The organism is Streptococcus sp. 1559 (assembly GCF_013276735.1).
In the GTDB taxonomy this organism is placed as follows: Bacteria; Bacillota; Bacilli; order Lactobacillales; family Streptococcaceae; genus Streptococcus; species Streptococcus pseudopneumoniae.
Genome location: NZ_VMLO01000005.1, coordinates 13,226 through 31,418 on the forward strand (window position 1 = coordinate 13,226; position 18,193 = coordinate 31,418).

At 38.6% G+C, this 18,193-nt stretch carries 16 protein-coding genes and 1 tRNA gene; 9 read left to right on the forward strand and 8 right to left on the reverse strand.

Features of this window, described 5'->3' with window-relative positions; genetic code table 11:
• Positions 1–15: 15 nt before the first annotated feature.
• From HT688_RS01435 to HT688_RS01450, 4 genes are read right to left on the reverse strand one after another with little or no spacing between them, the layout of a single operon-like run.
• Entirely contained in the window at positions 16–534 is a 519-nt protein-coding gene (locus HT688_RS01435; protein ID WP_000155489.1) for a GNAT family N-acetyltransferase, read from the reverse strand.
• Positions 535–582: 48 nt separating this feature from the next.
• Positions 583–1,305 carry an ABC transporter permease gene (locus HT688_RS01440; protein ID WP_000191422.1) on the reverse strand — a complete coding sequence of 241 codons (723 nt, stop codon included), beginning with the start codon at positions 1,303–1,305 and terminating at the stop codon, positions 583–585.
• 1 nt (position 1,306) lies between these two features.
• Positions 1,307–2,218 (reverse strand): ABC transporter ATP-binding protein, encoded by a 912-nt coding sequence (locus HT688_RS01445; protein WP_000205301.1) that lies wholly within the window; start codon positions 2,216–2,218, stop codon positions 1,307–1,309.
• Entirely contained in the window at positions 2,215–3,348 is a 1,134-nt protein-coding gene (locus HT688_RS01450; RefSeq protein ID WP_000675233.1) for a ThiF family adenylyltransferase, read from the reverse strand. The genes HT688_RS01445 and HT688_RS01450 overlap by 4 nt, the downstream gene beginning before the upstream one ends.
• A gap of 440 nt (positions 3,349–3,788) precedes the next feature.
• Between HT688_RS01450 and HT688_RS01455 the strand changes: the two genes are divergently transcribed.
• Together HT688_RS01455 and HT688_RS01460 are read left to right on the forward strand one after the other, a co-directional pair.
• The gene (locus HT688_RS01455; RefSeq protein ID WP_050242000.1) at positions 3,789–4,496 is read left to right on the forward strand and encodes a LytR/AlgR family response regulator transcription factor; all 708 of its coding nucleotides are present in this window, start codon (positions 3,789–3,791) and stop codon (positions 4,494–4,496) included.
• Positions 4,496–5,764, forward strand: coding sequence for a GHKL domain-containing protein (locus HT688_RS01460; protein WP_000961370.1), 1,269 nt, complete (start codon positions 4,496–4,498; stop codon positions 5,762–5,764). The genes HT688_RS01455 and HT688_RS01460 overlap by 1 nt, the downstream gene beginning before the upstream one ends.
• 18 nt (positions 5,765–5,782) lie before the next feature.
• On the opposite strand, the gene HT688_RS01465 is transcribed toward HT688_RS01460, so the two are convergent.
• The 4 genes from HT688_RS01465 to HT688_RS01480 all read right to left on the reverse strand — a co-directional run bounded on the left by HT688_RS01465 (position 5,783) and on the right by HT688_RS01480 (position 10,638).
• The gene (locus HT688_RS01465; protein WP_050201379.1) at positions 5,783–6,865 is read right to left on the reverse strand and encodes a M24 family metallopeptidase; all 1,083 of its coding nucleotides are present in this window, start codon (positions 6,863–6,865) and stop codon (positions 5,783–5,785) included.
• A 126-nt stretch (positions 6,866–6,991) separates the two neighbouring features.
• Complete coding sequence (gatD, locus tag HT688_RS01470; protein WP_000263200.1) at positions 6,992–7,774, reverse strand: lipid II isoglutaminyl synthase subunit GatD; 783 nt, start codon at positions 7,772–7,774, stop codon at positions 6,992–6,994.
• The gene (gene murT, locus HT688_RS01475) at positions 7,774–9,117 is read right to left on the reverse strand and encodes a lipid II isoglutaminyl synthase subunit MurT (protein ID WP_050261756.1); all 1,344 of its coding nucleotides are present in this window, start codon (positions 9,115–9,117) and stop codon (positions 7,774–7,776) included. The genes gatD and murT overlap by 1 nt, the downstream gene beginning before the upstream one ends.
• 204 nt (positions 9,118–9,321) lie before the next feature.
• Positions 9,322–10,638, reverse strand: a complete 1,317-nt coding sequence (locus HT688_RS01480; RefSeq protein ID WP_050222886.1) for an FAD-containing oxidoreductase — start codon at positions 10,636–10,638, stop codon at positions 9,322–9,324.
• 193 nt (positions 10,639–10,831) lie between these two features.
• Here HT688_RS01480 and HT688_RS01485 point away from each other — a divergent pair, with 193 nt between their 5' ends.
• The 7 genes from HT688_RS01485 to HT688_RS01515 all read left to right on the forward strand — a co-directional run bounded on the left by HT688_RS01485 (position 10,832) and on the right by HT688_RS01515 (position 17,813).
• Positions 10,832–12,058 (forward strand): L-lactate MFS transporter, encoded by a 1,227-nt coding sequence (locus HT688_RS01485; protein WP_000841590.1) that lies wholly within the window; start codon positions 10,832–10,834, stop codon positions 12,056–12,058.
• Between the two features lie 197 nt (positions 12,059–12,255).
• Complete coding sequence (cshA, locus tag HT688_RS01490; RefSeq protein WP_172923485.1) at positions 12,256–13,830, forward strand: degradosome RNA helicase CshA; 1,575 nt, start codon at positions 12,256–12,258, stop codon at positions 13,828–13,830.
• A gap of 255 nt (positions 13,831–14,085) precedes the next feature.
• Complete coding sequence (gene codY / locus HT688_RS01495) at positions 14,086–14,874, forward strand: GTP-sensing pleiotropic transcriptional regulator CodY (protein ID WP_000940732.1); 789 nt, start codon at positions 14,086–14,088, stop codon at positions 14,872–14,874.
• On the forward strand, positions 14,874–15,449 hold the full coding sequence (locus tag HT688_RS01500; RefSeq protein ID WP_166728039.1) for a cysteine hydrolase family protein: 576 nt from the start codon (positions 14,874–14,876) through the stop codon (positions 15,447–15,449). The genes codY and HT688_RS01500 overlap by 1 nt, the downstream gene beginning before the upstream one ends.
• Positions 15,450–15,529: 80 nt before the next feature.
• Positions 15,530–15,615: transfer RNA gene (locus tag HT688_RS01505), tRNA-Leu, on the forward strand.
• A 282-nt stretch (positions 15,616–15,897) separates the two neighbouring features.
• The gene (locus HT688_RS01510) at positions 15,898–17,034 is read left to right on the forward strand and encodes an ABC transporter ATP-binding protein (protein WP_166728038.1); all 1,137 of its coding nucleotides are present in this window, start codon (positions 15,898–15,900) and stop codon (positions 17,032–17,034) included.
• A 266-nt stretch (positions 17,035–17,300) separates the two neighbouring features.
• Complete coding sequence (locus tag HT688_RS01515) at positions 17,301–17,813, forward strand: adenine phosphoribosyltransferase (protein ID WP_001049318.1); 513 nt, start codon at positions 17,301–17,303, stop codon at positions 17,811–17,813.
• The last annotated feature ends 380 nt before the right edge of the window (positions 17,814–18,193 follow it).

Consider the following 18,193-nt stretch of genomic DNA (forward strand, 5'->3'; position numbering starts at 1 on the left):
AGATTTTTCTCATTTTTAGTGAAATTGAACTTTTTCTAACATCTTTTTATAGATTACTTCTTGATCAATTATCATTTCCATTGTTGTTTCTTGGGGTTTCATCCCTTGTCTTTGATAAAAGCGGAGAGCACCCTCGTTATCATTCCAGACACTTAGGGTTAGATTATGGCAGCCAATTTCTTTAGCATAATTGAGAGCGAATTGATAGAGTTGATTACCAATTTTTTGACCACGAGCATTTTGATCTACACATAAATCTTTGATAAAAAGGGTTTTGATTTCTTGGAGAACAGGATTATCTGTTTTATCTTTTATGGTACAAAATAGGTGTCCGAGAACTTGTCCCTTCTCATCTTCAAAAACAAAAATAGGGGTATGTTCTTGAGAGAGAATATTTTGCAACTCAGAGGAACTATATTTAGTCCCAGTTTGCTTAAAAATATCTGGTCGAGCTTGGTGGTGAAGCGTAAGGATTTGTTGTAATAAATCGAGTAATTTAGGAATATCTTCTTGTTTAGCTTTTCGAATAGTCATGAAGGTTCTTTTTATTGGCTTAGTCTATAAGAAAAGCTTTAGGAGCAATCATTTTTCTTTATGAAGAGTTCTTAAAATAATTAACTGTGTTGACATAATCCAAAGAATGAGAATACTCATGTCCAATAGAGAGACATTTCCGTAGTCGTAAAGGCTGGCTCGCAGAAGATTTGAGGAAGGGACGAAAGGGAGGGCACGGTAAAGATGGTTTACCCACTCAGGTAGTCGATCTGCAGGATACATGAGTGGTGAGAACATGAGTCCAATCATAAGAATTAGCTGCGACATAAGGGTTACTGTATTTGGAGAAAAGGTGTAGGCTATAGCAAATCCCAGACTAATCATAGTAAGACAAATCAGAAGCACAATAAAAACACCAAGAAAAGATGGATGGAGACGAACAGAAAAACGGACATACCCAAGTAGAATAGAAATAAAAACTCCCGGCAAAATGGCAATTAACCACATCCACAAGTCAGCGAGAGAAATGAATATCCTAGGGATGGGTAAGGCACGAATATAATCAAAATGCCCTTCCAACTTATCATTTGCTATAACAGGGGAGGAAATTGTACAACCCATGGAGATAATTCCAATTAAAACAGAACCAGACGAAAGATAGTAGGCAGTAGTCGAATCGATATCGCCAATAACTAGAGGGTAGCCAAAAAGAAGAGAAATGGATAAGAGGAGCTGTGCTAGTGTAAAAAGGATGAAAAGCTCTTTTTGGCGCAAGTAGTTCCAATGAAGTAAGTAAAAAAATTGAGTCATATTAGTTGGTTAGCTCCTCTCTATAAAGGTCAGAAATAGTCAATGTTTTTTGATGAAGAGAGAGATTGGAAATTGTTTTTTGACCAAGTTCTTCTGTCAGTTGTGCTATCAATGGAGCTAGACTTCTTTCCTCAATCTCTAATTGACAACTAACACCATTGATAATTGTATAATCTTCTATTTTGTCTAATATACTTTTAGTCTTAAAATCAAAGCTTATCTGATACAGTTTGTCATGGATGATTTGCTTAACCTTTCCTGATTTGAGCAATCTACCATTATTAAAGAGGGCGTAATTATCTGCATATTTTTCAACCTCCAGAAGATTATGAGTAACGATAATAATGGTATGCCCCTTGCTAGCTAACTTTTGCAATAATTGCCATTGCTTTTCACGACGAATGGGGTCAACATCATTTGTTGGTTCGTCAAGAAGAATGATGTCTGAGCTACCGATTAGTGTCATAGCGAAGGAAGTTAGTCTTTTGAGACCGCCCGAAAGATCCTTACCTTTTTTGTAACGATAGTCTTCAATTTCTAAATCAGTGAGAAGCTGGCTGATTGTTTTTTCTAGTTCTTGGGAACTCAATCCTCGCATTTTTCCAAGTATTTCTAAATTTTGTTCTACGGTTAATTTGTCGAGTGGGGCATATTGTTGAGACATATAACTAATTAAGGTGCGTGCTTGTTTACGATTGTATATAAAAGAAATATCACCATACAAAATATCTCCTTGGTCAGGTTTAGTAAAACCAATCATTTGATTCAATAGAGTAGATTTTCCAGCTCCATTGTGTCCCAAAAAAGCCGTGATTTTTGCTGGTGATATTTCTAAGGAAATATGATTATTGGCTAAGTGCTGACCATCAAAAGATTTAGTCAAATTATCAATTACGAGTTTTGCAGTTGTCATAACTTTAATTCTCCGTACTTAGAAAAAATTTCCCAATCGTCTTCTTTACCTGTGCCGCATGTTGGACATTCATCAAGATAGCGTCCCCAAGAATCGTGTGTGAATGAGGCTCCGTTTTCATAATTGATTTCGTATTGATGGTTAAGGCTAATTGGTTCCGTATATTGAGTTAATAATCGGATAGTTTCATCAACAATGGCAGAAGTCAGTTGAAATATTGCTGGACCATAGGCTATTGTAGGGATTGTTTTTGTAATCGTACGAACACCGTGGAATTGTTCAAGGAATAGAGTGTCAATTTTTGTATAATAAATATTTAAACAATCAAAACAGCCTGTTTGGTAAGGGATAACTGAATAGACACGACCACGACTAACTTGACTGGCGCCAAATATACAGGGAATATTTTTTGTAACGATTGCTTTATTTACGATACGTTGAATATCATATTGAGGTTCATCAATCACACATATCGTAATATCAACATCATCAAGTAAAGGAATCAAGTCACTTACAGAGGTGATACGTATATTATGGGTTTCTACTTCAATATCGGAATTCATTTTTGTAACTTCTCTATGGGCAATTTGAACTTTAGATAAGCCAATATCATCTTCCTTGTATAGAAATTGTCTTCCTAGATTACTTTGCTCAACAATGTCAAAATCCACTATTTTTATCTTTTTAGGTCCCAAGCCTGCTAGTAATGTCAGTATGTTAGAACCCCCACCACCAAGACCTAGTAAAAGGATAGTAGACTGATGAATTTTTTTCTGTGTTGCAATACTATCTTGGAAGCTATTTAAATAGCGACTGAAATAATATATATTTGAATGATAACGTTCTTTAATATCCTGAATTTCGCCCGCTTCTTCGAGAACCCCCTCATTATCTAAGAGTTCAAGAGCGCCTGTGATGTCTTCTTCAGTTAAATCATCATATTTTGTTAGTATGATATTGAGAATATCTTGAAAAGGACGTCCGTCCAAAATATTGACTAAATTCCACATTTTATTATTATCATCCTTAATTTCTGTGGTTATACCAATTTGTAGCCCAATCCTAAATAAATTTTTATGAAGTTTATAAACAGGATATATTTCTTTTATTCTTGGATGATAGAATTTCATTTTAACCTCACTATTTTATTAAAAAAGGAAGACGAGGTGATTATAAATCATATATCCTCGTCTTGCAACTCCCAGTTCCTATTACAAATGGAAATAAGTAGAAAGAAAATGGTGAACCTATCTACTCAATTCCAACAGTAGGAATAAATAGAAAAGAACTCCTCTAAAAACTCAATTTTAAAATGCTAATTTTTCAACCTTTTCTGGTTACTAAACATAGAAAACCGGTAGTTTTTAGAGGTGCCCAAAATTTAGAAAACACCCCAGCTAATATCAGTTTTAGCAATAACTTTACGCACTTGAATATTTTTCATTTTTGTAACTCCTTTCATATTTGATAAGAATATTGTATAATAAATTAACGATTTTTTTATCAGCATGTCATAATTGACGTATTTGACGTTATAATTGGCAAAATCATGCTTGTAGTGAGGAATTTGATGTTAAAAATTGCGATTTGTGATGATTCTAATAGGGATGGTAGTCAGCTAGAAAACTTACTCTTATCTTATAAGGATATCAAAATAGAAACGAGTGTTTATACGAATCCCCAAAAACTATTAGAACAATTGACAGAGAAGTACAGTTGTGTTTTTTTGGATATCGAGATGCCACAGATAACAGGAATTGATATGGCACAAAAAATCCGTAAGGTAAACCCTTTTATCCCGATTATCTTTGTTACCAGTTATCGAGATTATATGGAGCAGGTTTTTGAAGTGCAGACTTTTGATTATTTACTTAAACCAGTGACTTCTAAAAAATTATATAAAACTCTGGATAGAGTGGTACGTTTTTTGAATTTAGGGCAAGCTGTATTTACGTTTACTTTTGGAAAGCAGCATTATTCACTGCCTTTAGATGACATTGTATTTTTTGAAAAGGATAAGCGTGCTGTCTTTATTTACACTAAAGATCAGACTTACAAAGCTTTGCTTAAAACGAAAGATATTTTAGAGAAATTACCTGATTACTTTATTCAAATTCATTCTTCCTATATTATCAATCCTAGATATGTGACAGAGTTTGATTCGCAAATAGTCACAATTTTAAATGGAATGGATGAAAATCACCTTCCAATTAGCCGAAAATTTCAAACGTCTTTTAGAGAAAAGTATTATTATTATCTGAGTGAGAGGAATTTTTAATGTTAGTCAGTTTGCGGATTGTGAGTATTCTGTTTGATTTATTTTTGGGAATTATTTTCTTTTATAGACCTCTGTCCCAAAAAGAAAAGTCTAGGAGAATTTGTATCTTTACTTCTCTCCTTTTATTTTTCCATGCCTTGTTGACGATATTATTTTCAGGTGCTAATCTTTTCTTAGTAGGGAATCTTATTCTCAGTATCGCAGAGTATTATTTTTTAGGTCTTTATTTTGGATATGCTGTTCAAGAATCTTCGTTTTGGATTTTTTGTCAGATGAGTCTAACTTTACTAGCTGGTACTATACTCAATCAAGCAGTGCAACTATTTTCCCCTTTATCAGTCATTTCAGAAAATCTAATAGCCATGCTTTTTTATCTCGCTGTAGCTTTTCTTTTATCATTGCTAGTGACCCTGGTTCTTCGACAACTTTTTCGTGCACATCAAAAGTTAGTTTATACTGTTTCTAAAGGGACTTGGTTATACCAGTTTATTGTACCATTTTTGTCCATTTGTTTTGCTTTTACAGTATCAGCGATTCAAGGGCAAGTGTTTGAGAAGGATTATCTTTCTTTTGTTTCTGTATTAGCCCTCATTGTGTTAACGTTCTCTTCTCTCTATTTCACCCTATATCTTTCTCAGCAACAACAGAGGTATTATCAAAGCATACTAGAGACGGAACAGATGACCTTTCAACTGAGAGAAATGAAACAATCTAAAAAAGATTATAGGAGGATTCAAAGGATTCAACACGATTTGAAAAATCAACATTTAATCCTCCTTGCACTTTTAAAAGAAGATCCTGAACAAGCGAAGTCTTATCTCCAAAGCATGACAAATAGTATAGAGAACCAAACTGTCTGTTACTCCAAGAATACAACAATTAACTTTTTACTCAATCAAAAATTACAGGATAAGGTAGAGGACATACAATTGGAAATTGATTGTTTTGTACCTCAACGATTAGAAATCAATCCAGATATTTTAGCGGTTTTACTTGGTAATTTGTTGGACAATAGTCTTGAAGCCTGTATGCGCTTGAGTAATAAAGAAGATAGGGTCTTAATCTTAGGAATACGATATTTTCAGAAGAAACTCTTTATTGCTATCGAGAATTCATTTGATGAGAATGAATTGGTAATACGAAAGGAACGTCAGACAGAGGGATGGGGGCTTAAAAATATTGAGAGACTTGTAACCAATCATAGGGGAACAATGAAGAATTTTATTCAGAATGGACGTCATAAAACAGAAGTGATTCTTCTTGTCTAACTAGGGTTTGTTGCTATCTTAATCAAAATAAAGCAAGTCTTTGCTGGTACTTGTAAAGAGGTCAAAGCCATCCTTGGTAACAACACCGCAGTCTTCAATACGAACACCGACTTTACCAGGGATATAGATACCTGGTTCAACAGAGAAGCACATGCCTTCTTCGATGACCATGTCGTTTCCTTCCATGATAGATGGGAATTCATGGACATCCATACCGATACCATGCCCGAGACGGTGGTTGAAGTACTCACCATAACCAGCTTTTTCGATGACCTCACGGGCAGCGCGGTCCACTTCATGAGCAGTCACACCTGGCTTGATAAAGTCAAGAGCAGCTTGTTGGGCTTCAAGAGTCAAGTTGTAAATATCTTTCTTGAATTGGTCTGGTTTGCCGACAGCGACTGTACGAGTCATATCTGACGCATAGCCATTGACCAGAACACCCAGGTCAAAGAGGAGAAGAGCATCATTTTCAACCTTATTAGCTGCTGGAATGCCGTGTGGATTCGCAGCATTATCACCAGTCAAGACCATGGTATCAAAGCTCATTTCGTAACCTTCACGTTTCATGGCAAAGTCAATTTGTGCGATGATATCTGTCTCAGTCTTATCAAGAGAAATATTGTCAAAACCAACATGAACAGCCTTGTCCGCATAAAGACCTGCAACCATCATTTTTTGTACTTCATCAGCTGATTTGATGAGGCGCATGCGTTGGATACGAGGAGTGAGGTTTTCAAACTCAGCAGTTTCAAAAACTGTTTTCAAACCATGGTATTTGGTCAAGATGAGATTGTCAAACTCAACAGCGACACGTTTGAAGTCAAGTTGTGGAAGAGCATGTTTGATTTTTTGCCATGGATTTTCAGAATCGACATAGCCCACTACTGGGAAGGAAACGGTGCTACTTGCACGTTCTACTTCAAGAGCTGGGACAAAGAGGAGAGGTTCCTGATCCGCTAGGACAAAGAGGAACATTTGGCGTTCATGGGGATCACTGTAAAAACCAGTGAGGTAATTGATTGTGACGGGGTCAGATACGACAGCGACGTCTAGTTTTTCTGATTCAAGATATGTTACGATTTGTTGTAATTTAGACATATGCTACCTTCTTTCTACCCCTCTATTTTGGCAAAAAAAGAGAGAAAATGCAAGGGAGAAGGGTAAAAGAAAAGACAAAAAAACTCCGACAAGATAACGGAGTTCTTTGATATAGTTTCACTTTGTTTAAGAAAAGTCAGCCTTGCTTTTGACATCACTGTATTCTTCAGCGATTTCTTGGCTGAGAATATCTTCATAGGCAGGGAGTTGGATGTCCTGACCATATTTCTTCTTGAGGGCTGTAGTGACTAGGCGATAAGCCAGATTGGCATTACGAGAGAGGATAGGCCCGTGGAAGTAGGAACCAAAGACATTCTTATAATGAACCCCTTCGCCGACCTTTTCTTCGTTGTTTCCATTTCCATAGACAACCTGTCCCAGTGGTTTTTGGTCATCAGAGAGGAAGGTACGTCCCTGGTGATTTTCAAATCCATAGTAGGTTTCATTGAAATCTTCATTGTGAATCTTGATGTCCCCGATAAAACGGTTATTGGTCTGGTTGAGAGTGTAGTGGCCCATGACCCCTAGTCCTTCGATGCGTTTGCCTGAAGCTTCAACATAATATTGACCCAATAGTTGAAAACCACCGCAGATAGCGAGAACCACACCGTCGTTTTTGATGTAGTTGTCAATGCTCTCTTTTTTAGCAGGTAGGTCGTCTGCAATGATACTTTGTTCAAAGTCTTGACCGCCTCCGAAAAAGGCGATGTTGTAGTGATTTTCATCAAAATCATCATGGAGAGAAACGATGTCAACGGTCACATGGGCTCCCAGTTTTTCAGCAACATACTTGAGCATGAGGATGTTTCCATTGTCCCCGTAGGTATTCATGAGATTTCCGTAGAGGTGGGCAATGTTGAGCTGATAGGGGTAATTGCCATCTTTTGAGGAAAGTGAAGTATAAACCATTAGTTCATCTCCTTTCTAACAATCTGACGACTAGCCAGCAGTTCACGAAATTCCAGCATGGCAGTATAAGTTGCCAGAATATAGGCATGCTTGCAGTCTTGATTCTCAATGGTCTTGAGAACTTGCTCCAGATTACTCGTTTCAGTGATTTTCTCAGCTGGATAGCCAGTCACTCGGAGGCGACGAGCGATTTCAGAATGACGAACACCGCCAGCGTTGATTTCAGGAATGTCCATGTCAGTGATTTGCTCAAAGTCTGCATCCCAGATCCAGCTAGTGTCAATTCCATCTGCATAGTTGGCATTAAGGAGGACAGATAGGCTAAATGGATAAGGTGCTAGTTTGATCATTTCGATAGCTTGGGTTGCACCGACTGGATTTTTAATCAAGACAAGGGTACATTCCTTGTCACCGATATGAAAGGTTTCTTGGCGTCCAAAGACAGCACGGCTCTTGTCAAATCCCTGTTTGATGAGTTGGGAATCTGCGCCGAGGAAACGGGCGATGGCCACAGCAGCTAGGGCGTTATAGATATTATAGAGCCCGCCGATTTGGATACCGTATTCTTGGCCATCTATGACAAAGCGAGAGCGATTGTTGGTCAACTCAACCAGTTTTGTCAAACGATAGTCGAGATCAGGACGTTTACATCCACAACCTTCACAGATATAGGCACCCAAGTTTGCATAGATATTATGTTCATATTTGAGGATGCTTTGGCAGTCAGGACAGAGAATCCCTTCGGTATTGTAGTGAGCCAGTTGGGCTGGTCCTTTTTCCAAGTCAAAACCAAAATACTGTATAGGATTTGGGAAAGATGGTTTGTAGAAAAGTGGGCTGTCTCCGTTAAGGAGAACAGTAGCAGTTGGAACTTTCCGAATGGCATCCAATATCATGTTATAGGTAGTATAGATTTCACCGAAACGGTCCATCTGATCACGGAAGATATTAGTAATGACAAAAAGACTAGGCTGGATATAGTCACAGATACGAGATAGACTGGCTTCGTCAATTTCGAGGACGGCAATATTTTTCCCAGTTTTTGAAGATTTGGCTGTTAGGAAGGTTGTTGCAATTCCTGTAATCATGTTGGCACCGCTTGGGTTGGTTAGAACTTGACCATAAACCTCTTTTAAAATGCCGACAGTGAGGGCAGTTGTCAGGGTTTTTCCATTTGTTCCAGTGACCACGACAATCTCGTAGTTCTTAGCTAGGTTTTGTAAAATATCTTTATCAAATTGAAGGGCGACTTTCCCTGGGAGCGTACTTCCACGTCCAAGACGGCTTAAAACGAAGTGGGAAGAACACCCAGCAAGAAGGCCCAAAGTAGTTTTTAAGTTCATGTTTCTATTATATCACAAAAGAGGGAAAAGACAGATTTGATACTCAATGAAAATCAAAGAGCAAACTAGGAAGCTAGCCGCAGGCTGTACTTGAGTACGGCAAGGTGAAGCTGACGTGGTTTGAATTTGATTTTCGAAGAGTATGAGATTTCGCAGAAATGAAAACAGCCCTCAGAGGGCTGTCAGTTAAGATGTGATCTCAACTTAAATCGCAAACAAGTCATTCAAGTTCTCAGCCAAGGTTGGGTGAGTGAAGATTTGTTTTGTGAAGTAAGTGTAAGGAATCTTGTTGTCCATAGCAACAGTGATGATGTTGATGATTTCTTGAGAACCTTCTGAGAAGATGCTTGCTCCAAGAATTTCTTTGGTTTCAGTATTAACAACAGCTTTGAAAGCTCCGCGAAGGTTTCCATTTACGTGACCACGAGGCATGGCTGCAACAGGAATTTCCTTAACAGCGTATGGAAGTTTCAAATCTGCTGCTTGGCTTTCAGTCAAACCAACTTGTGAAAGTGCAGGTGTGATAAACATGGTGTTTGGTACATTGAGACGGTCTTCAAGTGTGTAGCTGCCATCTCCAGCAAGGTAGCTGTAGACAACACGGAAGTCATCAAGTGAAATGTAAGTAAATTGAAGGCCACCGTTGACATCCCCAACTGCAAATACACCAGGAACGTTTGTTTGACAATGTTTGTCTACTTTAATAGCACCACGTTCAGTAAGTTCAATATCTGTATTTTCAAGTTGAAGTGGTTCTACATTTGGTTTACGTCCAGTTGCGTAGAGAAGGGCATCGAAACGGTAAGTTTCGTCTTCAGTTACGATAAGCACTTGGTCACCGTCGTTTTTAATTTCAGTAGTATGGATATTTTGAAGCAATTCAATACCGTCTTCTTCCAGGTATTGTTTAGCAAGAGCTGCGATGGAAGGTTCTGCACGAGGTAGGAATGTATCCAAGGCATCTAGGACTGTAACCTTGCTTCCAAGTTTGTTGTAAAGGCCAGCAAATTCAAGACCGATATTTCCACCACCAAGGACTCCAAGTTTTTCAGGCAATTTGTCCAAATTTTGGATACCTGTTGAGTCAAAGACGTTCTTGCTTGTAGCAAGTCCAGGGATAGGCAAGACGTTTGAAACAGCACCAGTGTTGATGACGATTGTTTCAGCAGTCAGTTCTTTCTTTTCATCACCAGCTTGGATTTCGATGACTTTATTTGAAAGGAAGTGAGCTTCCGCATCAAAGATATCCACGCCTGTACCAGCAACAGTCGCATAGTTTTTACCGTTGAGGCGACCAGTGATAGTATTTTTGGTAGCAATGACTTCTTCAAAAGACAAGCCCTTCTCAGCAGCAACTAGCAAGGTTTTAGTTGGGATACAACCAATGTTGATACAAGTTCCACCATACATAGCTTTGCTACGTTCAACGAGGGCAACTTTTTTGCCAGCTGAAGCCAATTTACCAGCTAGTGTTTTACCAGCCTTACCAAATCCAATAACGATTAAATCATAAGTTAACATTTAGAGTTCCTCCTATTCGAATTTCATTCTAGCACAAGAAAAAAACTTTTGCACAATTCTGCTACGAAAAAGACAGAAAAATATAAAAACGCTTTCTAGACAAAAAACTAGTAATTTTTTGACAAGCTTGATAAACTAAAATCCTATCTATTTTTATATAAGATAGAATAAATGTTCGAAAATAGGAGGTTTTATGAAATCGAATCGCTATATTATTGCCTTTGCTGGGGTCATTTTACACTTAATGCTGGGTTCGACTTATGCTTGGAGTGTTTATCGTAACCCTATTATTGAAAAAACGGGATGGGATCAGGCTTCTGTTGCCTTTGCCTTTAGTCTAGCAATCTTTTGTTTAGGCTTATCGGCTGCATTTATGGGGCGTTTGGTAGAAAAATTTGGTCCGAGAGTCATGGGGAGTCTATCTGCTTTTCTATACGCAGGTGGAAATATCTTAACAGGATTTGCAATAGACCGTCAGGAGCTGTGGTTGTTGTATCTCGCTTATGGAATTTTAGGTGGGCTTGGTTTGGGAGCAGGCTACATTACCCCTGTGTCAACGATTATAAAATGGTTTCCTGATAAACGTGGTCTCGCAACAGGTTTAGCGATTATGGGGTTTGGTTTTGCTTCTTTATTGACTAGTCCCATAGCGCAACATCTCATCGCAGGGGTAGGGCTTGTAGAAACTTTTTATATTTTAGGTGCAAGTTACTTTATTATCATGCTCCTAGCTTCACAATTCATTAAGCGTCCAAATGAGCAAGAGCTTGCAATTTTATCTGTTTCAGGGAAAGAAAAAACAGCCTCTTTGACGCAAGGGATGACTGCAAATCAGGCTCTAAAAAGCAATCGGTTTTATATACTTTGGATTATTTTCTTTATCAACATAGCTTGTGGTTTAGGCTTAATTTCAGCGGCATCGCCAATGGCACAGGAGATGGCTGGCTTGTCTACAAGTCATGCAGCAGTAATGGTGGGCGTTTTGGGGATTTTCAATGGATTTGGTCGCTTGCTTTGGGCGAGTTTGTCTGACTATATCGGTCGCCCTCTAACCTTTAGTATATTACTGCTTGTCAATCTTTTCTTTTCTCTCTCACTTTGGCTCTTTACAGATTCCGTTTTATTTGTAGTCGCTATGTCTATTTTGATGACTTGCTATGGAGCTGGTTTTTCTTTGATTCCAGCTTATCTCAGTGATATTTTTGGAACCAAGGAATTGGCCGCTCTGCATGGTTATATTTTAACGGCTTGGGCAATGGCTGGTTTAGCGGGACCTATTTTATTAGCAGAGACTTATAAAATGGCTCATTCTTACACACAAACCTTGTTCGTTTTTATCATTTTATATAGTATCGCCTTGGCTTTGTCTTATTATCTAGGTCGTTCAATCAAAAAGGAAAGCCAAAAACCGCTTACATGATTTTCTAGAGAAATTGGGCTATCTTTTGCTCTGGTCTTGTGTTATACTAGATAGGTTGCAAAGAAAACAGTACTTTTCTTTTGTGGAAAAGAAGCAACACGATTTTATATCCAGTATATGAAAATACGTCATAAAAAGAAAAGTATACACTAAGCCCTATGGGGTGGCTTCGCACCACCTTTAGAAAGAAGAACAACGTGAAATTTAATGAATTAAACTTGTCTGCTGATTTGCTAGCAGAGATTGAAAAAGCTGGTTTTGTAGAAGCCAGTCCGATCCAAGAACAAACCATTCCCTTGGCCCTTGAAGGCAAGGACGTTATCGGTCAAGCTCAGACTGGTACAGGAAAAACTGCAGCCTTTGGCTTGCCTACCCTTGAAAAAATCCGTACAGAAGAAGCGACTATCCAAGCCTTGGTGATCGCTCCAACTCGTGAACTCGCTGTCCAAAGTCAAGAGGAATTGTTCCGTTTTGGTCGTAGCAAGGGAGTCAAAGTCCGCTCAGTATACGGCGGATCAAGCATTGAAAAACAAATTAAGGCTCTTAAATCTGGTGCCCATATCGTGGTGGGAACACCTGGTCGCCTCTTAGACTTGATCAAACGCAAGGCCTTGAAATTACAAGATATTGAAACGCTTATCCTTGACGAAGCGGATGAAATGCTCAACATGGGCTTCCTTGAAGACATTGAAGCTATCATCTCCCGTGTCCCTGAAAATCGACAAACTCTTCTTTTCTCAGCAACTATGCCAGATGCCATCAAACGTATCGGTGTTCAGTTTATGAAAGAACCTGAGCATGTGAAGATTGCTGCTAAGGAATTGACAACAGAATTGGTTGATCAATACTATATCCGAGTTAAGGAACAAGAAAAATTTGATACTATGACACGTCTCATGGATGTGGAGCAACCTGAGCTTGCTATCGTATTTGGTCGTACAAAACGCCGTGTGGATGAATTGACTCGTGGTCTGAAAATCCGTGGCTTCCGTGCAGAAGGAATTCATGGTGATTTGGACCAAAACAAACGTCTTCGTGTCCTTCGTGATTTTAAAAACGGTAATCTGGATGTTCTAGTTGCGACGGACGTTGCAGCGCGTGGTTTGGATATTTCAGGTGTGACCCATGTCTACAACTACGATATTCCACAAGATCCTGAGAGTTATGTTCACCGTATCGGTCGTACAGGTCGTGCTGGTAAGTCAGGTCAGTCGATTACCTTCGTATCACCAAACGAAATGGGCTACCTTCAAATTATTGAAAACTTGACAAAGAAACGCATGAAAGGTCTCAAACCTGCAAGTGCAGAAGAAGCCTTCCAAGCTAAAAAACATGTAGCTCTTAAGAAAATCGAACGTGATTTTGCAGATGAAACCATTCGTGCCAACTTTGAGAAATTTGGTAAGGATGCTCGCAAATTGGCTGCTGAGTTTACTCCAGAAGAATTGGCAATGTATATCTTGAGTCTGACTGTTCAAGATCCAGATAGCCTTCCAGAAGTGGAGATCGCACGTGAAAAACCACTGCCATTTAAACCATCAGGTAATGGCTTCGGTGGTAAAGCTAAGGGAGGTCGTCGTGGAGATGACCGTCGTGATAATCGCCGAGGAGACAACCGTCGTGGTGGTCGTCGTGATGAGTTCAAAAAAGGAAGTCGTGGCAATGATCGTTTTGATAAGGAAAAACGTTACCGTAAGGATAATAAAAAACCACGCAATACCTCAAGTGAAAAGCAAACAGGCTTTGTTATTCGTAACAAGGGAGATAAATAAGAAAAAGCGGTTCAAAATGAATCGCTTTTTTATATAAGGAGACCGAATGTGAAAAAAAGATAAATAAAATTATTGTATTATCTTTTTATAATGTTATGATACACAAAAACAGGCAACTTGTCAATAGAAAAGGAACAATTTAGTTAAAAATATTCTTGTTTTTAAAAATTGCAAGTCAATAAGGAATTTTCAGATAATTATTGAAAAAGAAACGTTTTTATGTTATAATGATAGCGATTAAATTCGAGGTGAAAAATGGCACATTTATTAGAAAAAACAAGAAAGATTACATCAATTTTGAAGCGCTCAGAGGAGCAGTTGCAGGATGAGCTGCCTTACAACGCTATTACGCGTCAGTTAGCGGATATTATTCATTGCAATGCCTGCATTATCAATAGTAAGGGACGTCTGCTTGGTTATTTTATGCGTTATAAAACAAATACAGATCGCGTAGAGCAATTCTTCCAAACTAAGATTTTCCCAGATGACTACGTTCAAGGGGCTAATATGATTTACGAAACAGAAGCAAATTTGCCTGTTGAGCATGATATGAGTATTTTCCCTGTTGAGAGTAGAGACGATTTTCCAGATGGTTTGACGACTATTGCTCCAATTCATGTATCGGGGATTCGACTTGGTTCTTTGATTATTTGGCGCAATGATAAAAAATTCGAAGATGAGGACTTGATCCTTGTTGAGATTGCCAGTACCGTCGTTGGGATTCAACTCCTTAATTTCCAACGTGAAGAAGATGAGAAAAATATTCGCCGCCGTACTGCTGTTACCATGGCGGTTAATACCCTTTCTTACTCCGAACTCCGTGCTGTTTCAGCAATTTTAGGGGAGTTAAATGGAAATGAAGGGCAGTTGACTGCGTCAGTGATTGCAGATCGTATCGGAATCACTCGTTCTGTGATTGTCAATGCTCTGCGTAAACTTGAATCTGCGGGGATTATTGAAAGTCGCTCTCTTGGAATGAAGGGAACCTATCTTAAGGTCTTGATTTCAGATATTTTTGAAGAAGTGAAGAAAAGAGATTACTAATGACTAAGGCTTTGATTTCGATTGATTATACAGAAGATTTTGTTGCTGATAGTGGTAAATTGACAGCAGGGGCTCCAGCTCAAGCTATTTCAGAAGCCATTAGCAAGGTGACTCGATTAGCTTTTGAACGTGGAGACTACGTCTTCTTTACCATTGATGCTCACGAAGAAAACGATTGTTTTCATCCAGAAAGTAAACTATTTCCTCCTCACAATTTGATTGGGACGAGCGGACGGAATTTATATGGAGATTTGGGGACCTTTTATCAAGAGCATGGTTCAGACAGTCGTGTCTTTTGGATGGATAAACGCCATTACTCAGCTTTTTCAGGGACTGACCTGGATATCCGTTTGAGAGAGCGTCGAATTTCTACCGTTATCTTAACAGGTGTCTTGACGGATATCTGTGTCCTACATACAGCTATAGATGCCTATAATCTAGGATATGACATCGAGATTGTTAAACCAGCTGTTGCTTCCATCTGGCCTGAAAATCATCAATTTGCCCTAGGTCATTTCAAAAACACACTTGGAGCTAAGTTAGTAGATGAAAATCTAAATGAAATTTTAGAGTAATTTGGTTAATGAAATGAAAAAATTTGAAAAAAAGTGTTGACAAGTATCCCAAAAGTTGATATACTAGTAAAGTAATCGACGCGGGGATGGCGGAATTGGCAGACGCGCAGGACTAAGGATCCTGTGACCGCTTTAGGTCGTGAGGGTTCAAGTCCCTCTCTCCGCATAGGATAAGAGTTAGCTTAGGCTAGCTCTTTTGCATTTCTCTAAAAAATTGGAATCCAGTCAAATGTAGTGGAAAATCAGCGAAAATATGGGAAAGCTAATCTTTGTTTCTGCTTTTGTCATAGAAGAATAATAAAGATTATCTTTTTCAAATTCTCCGATCTTCTCTAAAGTTTTGTGCAAGTTGCACAGAACTTTTTTGTTTTTTTGGTCACCTTGCCATAGAAATGTAAAACGTTTTCATATATAATGTAATTATCAAAAGACAAAAGGAGTTCACCTCATGGTAGAATTGAATCTTAAAAATATTTACAAAAAATATCCAAATAGCGAACACTATTCAGTTGAAGATTTCAACTTGAACATCAAAGATAAAGAATTTATCGTTTTCGTAGGTCCTTCAGGATGTGGTAAATCAACTACACTCCGTATGATTGCTGGTCTTGAAGACATCACAGAAGGTACTGCATCTATCGATGGCGTGGTTGTCAATGATGTAGCTCCAAAAGACCGCGACATCGCCATGGTATTCCAAAACTACGCTCTTTACCCACACATGACTGTTTATGATAACATGGCTTTCGGTTTGAAATTGCGTAAATACAGCAAGGAAGACATCGACAAACGTGTGCAAGAAGCAGCTGAAATTCTTGGATTGAAAGAATTCTTGGAACGTAAACCAGCTGACCTTTCAGGTGGTCAACGTCAACGTGTTGCCATGGGGCGTGCCATCGTCCGTGATGCAAAAGTATTCTTGATGGATGAACCTTTGTCAAACTTGGATGCTAAACTTCGTGTATCAATGCGTGCTGAGATTGCGAAAATCCACCGTCGTATCGGAGCTACTACTATCTACGTAACTCACGACCAAACAGAAGCGATGACACTTGCAGACCGTATCGTTATCATGTCAGCAACTAAGAACCCTGCTGGTACAGGTACTATCGGACGTGTTGAACAAATCGGTACTCCTCAAGAAGTTTATAAAAACCCAGTTAACAAATTTGTTGCAGGATTCATCGGAAGCCCAGCAATGAACTTCATCAATGTGAAATTAGTTGGTAGCGAAATTATTTCTGACGGTTTCCGCTTGAAAGTTCCAGAAGGAGCATTGAAAGTTCTTCGCGAAAAAGGCTACGAAGGTAAAGAATTGATCTTCGGTATCCGTCCAGAAGACGTGAATGCAGAACCTGCTTTCCTTGAAACATTCCCAGACTGTGTTGTAAAAGCGACTATCTCTGTATCAGAACTGCTTGGTTCAGAATCTCACCTTTACTGCCAAGTTGGTAAAGACGAGTTTGTTGCCAAAGTTGATGCTCGTGACTACTTGCAGACAGGTGCAACAGTTGAACTTGGATTTGACTTGAACAAAGCACACTTCTTTGATGTAGAAACTGAAAAAAACAGTCTATTAAAATAAATAAAATTTAAAGCACTACAAGAAAAGATATCTCTTTATCAATTGTAGTGGAGAGATATCAGTTAATCTAGGGAGAGAAACAAAATGCTTCTCTCCTTTTTGCTAGGGAAGTCATATTATGCATCTATCTTGTGATACCCTTTGAATAAAAATGGTCATCTTATTTGGCTTATAGGGTGACTAGCAAATGAAATATTGTTTTCTCTTTCTTCTTTACTAGAAAATATGGTATAATAGAGAGTAAAAACTTTGAAAGAAAGAAAAAGATGAATTTAAAAGATTATATTGCAACAATTGAAAATTATCCAAAGGAAGGAATTACCTTCCGTGATATCAGTCCTTTGATGGCTGATGGAAATGCTTATAGCTATGCTGTTCGTGAAATTGTTCAGTATGCTACTGACAAGAAAATAGACATGATTGTAGGGCCTGAGGCTCGTGGATTTATCGTGGGCTGTCCAGTTGCCTTTGAGTTGGGAATTGGTTTTGCGCCTGTTCGTAAGCCAGGTAAATTGCCACGCGAAGTCATTTCTGCTGACTATGAAAAAGAGTACGGTGTTGATACCTTGACTATGCATGCGGATGCCATCAAGCCAGGTCAACGTGTTCTGATCGTAGATGACCTCTTGGCGACAGGTGGAACTGTTAAGGCAACTATCGAGATGATTGAAAAACTTGGTGGTGTTGTAGCAGGTTGTGCCTTCCTTGTTGAATTGGATGAATTGAACGGTCGTGAAAAAATCGGTGACTACGATTACAAAGTTTTGATGCATTATTAATGAAAAACAGTCCCTAGGGCTGTTTTCTCTACATTAGGATATAAAAATAGACTATAGCTAGTTAGAGAAAAACTATAATTGAAAACTATATCTTCTTGCAGTATAATAAAAGGACTAGGTGTTTGAGATTTAGTTTCATACTCAATGAAAATCAAAGAGCAAACTAGCCGTAAGCTGCTCAAAGTACAGCTTTGAGGTTGCAGATAGAACTGACGAAGTCAGCTCAAAACACTGTTTTGAGGTTGTGGATAGAACTGACGAAGTCAGTAACTATATCTACGGCAAGGCGACGCTGACGTGGTTTGAAGAGATTTTCGAAGAGTATTAGTGATAAATCCATTATACAGTAGCAAACTTAATTTATCCACTCTGCTCCTCAC